4 protein-coding genes are annotated in these 7,262 nt (G+C 74.7%); 2 read left to right on the plus strand and 2 right to left on the minus strand.

The features are described from left to right. Positions 1–302: 302 nt before the first annotated feature. Positions 303–599, minus strand: a complete 297-nt coding sequence (locus I59_RS17955; RefSeq protein ID WP_022905056.1) for a hypothetical protein — start codon at positions 597–599, stop codon at positions 303–305. Position 600: 1 nt separating this feature from the next. Next, positions 601–825, minus strand: a complete 225-nt coding sequence (locus I59_RS17960) for a DUF3107 domain-containing protein (RefSeq protein WP_031274521.1) — start codon at positions 823–825, stop codon at positions 601–603. 168 nt (positions 826–993) lie between these two features. Here I59_RS17960 and I59_RS17965 point away from each other — a divergent pair, with 168 nt between their 5' ends. Continuing rightward, positions 994–4,149 carry a UrvD/REP family ATP-dependent DNA helicase gene (locus I59_RS17965; protein ID WP_042726903.1) on the plus strand — a complete coding sequence of 1,052 codons (3,156 nt, stop codon included), beginning with the start codon at positions 994–996 and terminating at the stop codon, positions 4,147–4,149. Then, positions 4,146–7,262 (plus strand): ATP-dependent helicase (locus I59_RS17970; RefSeq protein WP_022905059.1); only part of this gene is annotated, 3,117 nt, incomplete at its 3' end. The genes I59_RS17965 and I59_RS17970, both read left to right, overlap by 4 nt.

The raw sequence follows: 7,262 nt of genomic DNA on the forward strand, positions 1-7,262 counted from the left end.
CTCGTCGGCGACACCCTGCTCGTGGGGCGGTCGGCGCTCGCGTCGCAGGCCCGCGAGGACCAGTCACGACTCGAGCCGGTCTGGACCGAGCTCATCGCGGCCCACAGCCGGCGGATGGACGCGCTCGGACTCACGGCCTGACGGGCGCGGACGCACTCGGGCTCACGGCCTGACGGGGGCGGACGCACGGTGACCGTGCGTCGCGGTTCGTGCGGAGCCGTTCGGTGCGGGTTCGGGCGTGGTTCGTGCGAAGCCGTTCGTGCGGGTTCGGCCGCGGTTCGTGCGGAGCCGTTCGTGCGGGCTCAGGCGCCGTTCGCGCGGACCCGCTCGTAGAAGGCCTCGTCAGCAGCCCGCCGGCGACGGCCGAGCACCCATGCCACCACGGCGGCCACGACCCCGGAGCCGAGGAGCGCGACGACCCAGATCCACCCGCCGTCGTACGGCCAGCCCGCCCAGGTCAGGGCCTCCCAGAGCACCGCGGCGGCGACCCCGCCGACGACGGGCCCGACCAGCGCGCCCCGGCTCGTCCGCCAGGGCAGCACGACGTGCACGACGGCGCCCACGAGGAGGCCGCCGAGCACGGCGAAGAGGAGCTCCACGTCAGGCGACGAAGCCGATGCGACGAGACTCCTCCGCGCCGACCTCGACGTAGGCGAGCGACGCGACCGGCACGATGAACCGACGGCCCTTCTCGTCCTGGAGGGACAGGTGCGTGGCCTTCGCCGTGAGGGCCTCCGACACCGCCTGCTCGATCTGGTCAGCGGTCTGCGCGCTCTCGAACGCGATCTCGCGCGGGCTGTTCGTGATGCCGATCTTGATGTCCACGACCTCAGCGTAGCGGGGTGCCCCGGGCTTGCTCCGGGCGTTCGCCGCGAGCGCACGGCAGCCTTGCGTGCGCGAGCGTCCGCGGCCCCGCACCGACTTGCCGGACGCGCTCTTCGGCCGTCCGTGTCGGGGGCCGCCGGTGTCGGTCGTCGTGGGTACCGTACGAGCGTGCCCCGGACGACGCTCACGCCCACCACCGACGACGCGGCCGTCGCGCGCGCGTTGACGTCGGACCCGGCGCAGGCGGCCGTGCTGGCGCTGCCCGTCGGTCGGCACGCGGCCGTGATCGGTGCGCCGGGGACCGGCAAGACCACGACCCTCGCGCGGTTCGTGGCCGGCCGGATGGGCGGTGCGGACGCCGTCTCGCCGGACGGGCACGCGACCGTGCTCGCGCTCACGTCCGCACGGACCGCAGCGACGGCGCTCCGGGACCGTCTTGCGGCGGCGGTGGACCGTGTGGTGCCGGGAGCCCTCGCGCGCACCGTGAACTCGCTCGCGTTCCAGGTGGTCGCCCACGCCGCGGTGGCCCAGGGCCAGGACGTGCCGACCCTCCTCACCGGCGGCGAGCAGGACCGCATCATCGCGGACCTCCTCGCCGGGCACGAGACCGACGGCACCGGTCCGGACTGGCCCGAGCCGATCACCGCCGTGGTGCGCGAGCGCGCCGGGTTCCGCACGGCGTTGCGTGACGTGATGATGCGCGCCGTGGCCGCCGGCATCGAACCGGACGACATGCGTGAGCTCGGCGACGACACCGGCCGTCCGGAGTGGCGTGCGGTCGGGGACTTCGTCGACGGCTACCGCGCTGCGCTGACCGCCTTCCGTGCGACCGCCCTCGACGCGGCCGAGCTCGTCGCCTACGCCACCGCCGCGGTGCTCCGGGGCGAGGTGCCGCCGGCCGTGGCGGCCCTCCGCACCGTCGTGGTCGACGATGCGCAGGAGCTCGTCGAGGGCGAGATCGCGCTGCTCGGAGCCCTCGCGCGGTCCGGCGTGCAGGTCGTCGCGTTCGGCGACCCGGACATCGCCGCGTCGGCCTTCCGCGGCGCGGTGCCCGACGTGCTCGGTCGTCTCGGCGCTCGGCTCGGGGTCGCCGACGTCGAGCAGGTCGTCCTCGGGACGGTGCACCGCCACGCCGAGCCGGTCCGCGCACTCGTCTCCGGCATCACGGCGCGGATCGGCACCGCGGCCGCCGGACGGCAGCGCACCGCCGTCGCCACGGCCGCGGACGCCCGCCCGGACGCGGTCGTGCACGTGCAGGGGAGCAGCCGGGCGGCCCTCGTCGTCGCGATCGCCCGTCGGCTCCGCGAACACCGGCTCCTCGACGGCGTCCCGTGGCACCGGATGGTCGTCGTCACGCGCAGCGGAGCGGCCATCCCCGAGCTCGTCCGAGCGCTCTCCGTGGCCGAGGTCCCCGCCACCGCGGGTGCCGCGCCGGTGCGGGTCCGTGACGACTCGGCAGCGCGTGCGCTCCTCGACGCGGCCGCCGTCGCCCTGGGCGTGCTCCCGCTCGACGCCGACCTGGCGACCGCGTTCGCCACGGGGCCGCTCGGTGGCCTCGACACGCTCGCGATGCGTCGGCTGCGGCTCGCCCTGCGCCGTGAGGAACTGGCCGGTGGTGGTGCCCGCTCCGCCGATGAACTGCTGGTCGAGGCGCTGGGTGCACCGGAACGCCTCGCCACGATCGACGCGGGGTTCGCCCGGCGCGCGACCCGGTTGGCCCGCAGCCTCGTCCAGGCACGGGCCGACGCCGCGGCGGACGCCAGCATCGAGGAGATCCTCTGGGGGCTGTGGGAACGCAGTGGGCTCGCGGGGGTCTGGCGGTCCCAGTCCGAGGCCGGCGGGGTCGGCGCCGGTGAAGCGGACCGGCACCTCGACGCCGTGGTCGGGCTCTTCACCGCCGCGAAGCGCTTCGTCGAGCGGACCCCGGACGCCCCCGCCCGTGTGTTCGTCGACGACCTGCTCGACGCCGACCTGCCGGAGGACTCCATCGGCCCGGACCGCACGGCCGGCCGGGTCCGGGTCCTCACTCCGTCGGCCACGGTCGGGCTCGAGTGCGACGTCGTCGTGGTCCTCGGACTGCAGGACGGCGTCTGGCCGAACACCCGGGTCCGCGGCAGTCTGCTCGACCCCGACGGACTCGTCCGTGCGGCCGAGGGCAGCGAACGGACCGCGGTGGACGACCGGGCGGCCGTGATCGCCGACGAGCTCCGGCTGTTCGCCCGCGCCGTGTCCCGCGCGACGACACAGGTGGTCATCGGCACGGTCGCGAACGACGACGAATCGCCCTCGCCGTTCGTCCGGCTCGTCCCCGTGCCGCCGGACCGGGCCGCGTCCGTCCACCCCCTGTCGCTCCGTGGACTCGCCGGGTCGCTGCGTCGGCGCGTCGTGGCCTCCGGGGACCACGAGGCCGCCTCAGCCCTCGCCCGGCTCGCCGCCGCCGAGGTGCCCGGTGCGGCTCCCGACGACTGGTACGGCGTGGCCGAGCCGACGACCGACGCCCCCCTCGTCGACCTCGACGCGGAGCCGGCTCCCGAGTACGAGGGCGGTCCCGTGGTCCCGCCGACCGTGGCCGTCTCCCCGTCGCGCATCGGCACGTTCGAGGAGTGCCCGGTGCACTGGTTCGTGCAGACCTTCGGCGGATCGGCGCCGAGCCCGGCGATGGGCATCGGCACGATCGTCCACGACGCGATGGAGCACGCCACGAGCGTCGACGTCGAGTCGCTCTGGGCGCACGTCGACGCCCGGTGGGACGAGCTCACCTTCGAGTCGCCGTGGGTGGCCGACCGTGAGCGCGCCCGGACCCGCCGGATGATCGAGGGGCTCAGCGACTACCTCCGGACGTTCGCCGCGGCCGGACGCCGACTCCTCGGCGCCGAGACCTCGTTCTCCCTGGTGACCGGTCCGGCGCGGATGCGGGGGAGCATCGACCGGATCGAGGTCGACACGGAGGGACGGATCAGCGTCGTCGACCTGAAGACGGGCCGATCGATGCCGAGCGAGAAGAACGACATGCCCGAGCACCCGCAACTCGGCGCCTACCAGCTCGCGGTCGAGGACGGCGCGGTCGAGGACATCCCGGCCGGGTCCCCGATGGCGGACGCCCGGCTGGTGTTCGTGCAGAACGCCAGGAGCGACCGCGCCTACTCGGAGCGGACACAGCACGCGTTCGACCCGGAGGGCCGAGCGGCCTACCGGGAACGCCTGCACTCCGTGGCGCGGGGGATGGCCGGACGCACGTTCCTCGCGAACGTCGGCGACCACTGCGAGCAGTCCCGGACCGGGGCCGAGTGCCGGATCCACGTCGTCGGAGAGGTCACCTGGTGAGCACCGAACGAGCCGACACCGACCGGGCCGGCGCCGAGGCTGCCGTCGCCGACCCGGCCGGCACCGAGCCGGCCGGCACCGACCAGGACAGCACCCAACAGATCGGTGCCGTGCAGCCGCCAGCCGACGCCCCCGTGGTGCCCCGCAGCGCCGACGAGATCGCCGACGCCCTCGGCCGTCCTCGCCCGACCGCGCAGCAGCGCGCCGTCATCGAGTCGCCCCTCGCCCCGGCCCTCGTCGTGGCCGGTGCCGGGAGCGGCAAGACCGAGACGATGGCGTCCCGGGTCGTCTGGCTCCTCGCGAACGGGATGGTCCGCCCCGACGAGGTCCTCGGCCTGACGTTCACCCGCAAGGCCGCCGGCGAGTTGTCGGTCCGCATCAACGACCGCATCCGGGCGCTCGAGGAGGTCGGCCTCATCACCCCGGGCGACGCCTTCGAAGCGCCCACGGTGTCGACCTACAACGCCTTCGCGAACGCCGTGTTCCGCGAGAACGCGCTCCTCGTGGGTCGCGACGGCGAATCGCAGGTGCTCACCGAGCCCTCGGCGTGGCAGCTCGCCCGCCGGGTGGTGGTGGACGCCCGCGACGACCGGCTGGCCGGGCTCGACCGTGACGTCGACACGATCACGGCGGCGGTCGTCGCGCTCGCCGGGGCCGCGTCGGAGCACCTCGTCGAGCCCGAGCAGCTCCGCCGGTTCGCGATCGAGTTCGCCGGGGTGCTCGAGCTGCCGGGCAACCGCGGCAAGCCGTACGCCGACGTCGTCAAGGCCGTCGCCGCGGTCGGCGGGCTCGAGCCCCTGGCAGACCTCGTCGAACGGTTCCGTCGGCAGAAGGTCGACCGTGGCTTCGTCGAGTTCTCCGACCAGATCGCACTGGCGCTCGCCGCGGCGGAGTCGGCTCCGCGGGTGGTCGACGACCTCCGTCGGCGCTTCGGGGTCGTGCTCCTCGACGAGTACCAGGACACCTCGGTCGTGCAGACCCGGTTCCTCGCTCGGCTGTTCCAGGGGCACCCGGTCATGGCGGTCGGCGACCCGCACCAGTCGATCTACGGCTTCCGCGGGGCGAGCGCGGCGAACCTCGGACGCTTCCCCCGCGACTTCGGCTCCGCCGGCTCCGAGCCGCCGGTGACGTTCCCGCTGTCGACGAGCTGGCGCAACCCGGTGGACGTGCTCGCCGCGGCCAACGCCGTCGTCGCGCCGCTGTCCGAGGCGTCGGAGGTCGCGGTCGAACGGCTCACAGCCCGTCCGGGCGCCGACGACGGGTCGGTCGAGGTCGTGTTCGCGGAGACCCTGCCGGAGGAGGCAGCAGCGGTGGCGGCGTGGTTCCGGGCACGCCGTCAGCGGGACCCGCGGGCGTCGATGGCGCTCCTGCTGCGCGCACGGAAGGACCTCGCCGCCTTCACCGGAGCACTCGGCGACCTCGGGGTGCCGTTCCACGTCCTCGGGACCGGCGGGCTGCTGCAGCGGCCGGAGATCGTCGACCTCGTGGCGTGCCTGCGCGTGCTCCACGACCCGGCTGCGGGGAACGATCTCATCCGGCTGCTCGCCGGGGCCCGGTGGCGGGTCGGCGCGGCGGACATCGCGGCGCTGCACGACCTCGCGAAGTGGCTGTTCGGCCGCGACCACACCCAGCAGCGCCTCGACGACGACCTGACGGCGGCGTTCCGGGCCTCGGTCGCGGCGGGCGAGCACGGGTCCGTCGTCGACGCGCTCGACTTCGTGGCGACGGCCCCCGACGAGCACGGCGCGCTCGACCGCATCACCCCGGCCGGGCGGAAGCGCATGCGCGCCCTCGGGCAGCAGCTACAGGCGCTCCGGCAGCGGGCCCGCGGCGACCTGGTCGACTTCGTGACGCTGGTCGTGCAGGAGATGCGGCTCGACATCGAGGTCGCGGCGCACGAGCAGGGGAGCCAGGCGTTCCTCGACGCCTTCCTCGACGAGCTCGCCGGCTTCGTCGCGACCGACGACCGCGCGGACCTCGGAGCCTTCCTCGGGTGGATCGACGCGGCGGCACGCCGGGACGACATGGGCCCGCGTTCCGAGGAGCCGGAGGCCGGGACGGTCCAGATCCTGACCATCCACGGCTCGAAGGGGCTCGAGTGGGACGCCGTCGCGGTGCCGCGGATGGTCGAGGGCGGCCTCCCGGCGCGGCCCCAGGAGGGCTCCTCGGGGTGGATCGGCTTCGGCCGGCTGCCCTACGAGTTCCGTGGGGACGCCGACGAGCTCCCGCGGCTCGCGTGGCGCGGACAGGAGGCCCAGAAGGACGTCCGTGACGCCATCGACGCGTTCAAGGGCGAGGTGCAGTCCCGGAACGAGGACGAGGAGCGGCGGCTCACCTACGTCGCGCTGACCCGTGCGCGGCACGACCTCCTCGTGTCGGGGTCGTTCTGGTCCGGCGGCGTCAAGCCCACCGCACCGAGCCGGTACCTCGCCGACCTCACGGACGCCGGCGTCCTGCCGGCCGGTGCCGTGCCCGAGCAGTCGCACCACGAGCACGACCCGCTGGGGGAGTCGGGCGCCACCCAGTCGTGGCCGCACCTGCCGTTCGGGCACCGCGAGGCCCGCGTGCTGGCGGCAGCCGAGCGTGTGCGGAACGCGAACCCGGGCGCTGCCGGTCGGTTCGCGGCCGACATCGACCTGCTCCTCGCCGAACGTGATGCGGTCCGCAGCGCGCGACACACCGTCATCGTGCCGCACCGAGTGCCCGCGTCCGGCTTCAAGGACTACCTCGCCGAGCCGGACACGGTGGCGGAGCGGCTCCGCCGACCGATGCCGGAGCGGCCGTACCGGGCGACGCGACTCGGCACGCTGTTCCACCAGTGGGTGGAACAGCGGGCGAGGTCCGGGGGTTCGCTCGAGACCCTCGGCGGGGACGTGCTGGACCTCTGGGACGGCGAAGCCGACCTCGACGCCGACGACCTGCCCGACGCCTCGGTCGCAGCACCCGTCACCGATGACGACGCCCGCCGGCTCGCGGCCTTCCAGGAGACCTTCGCACGGTCACGGTGGGCCGACCGGACGCCGATCGAGGTCGAGCGCGAGATCCACATCCCGTTCCTCGGCCACAGCATCATCTGCAAGCTCGACGCCGTCTACGAGATCGACGGTCGGGCG

It is taken from the genome of Curtobacterium sp. B8, from assembly GCF_000333315.1.
GTDB classification, from domain to species: Bacteria; Actinomycetota; Actinomycetes; order Actinomycetales; family Microbacteriaceae; genus Curtobacterium; species Curtobacterium luteum.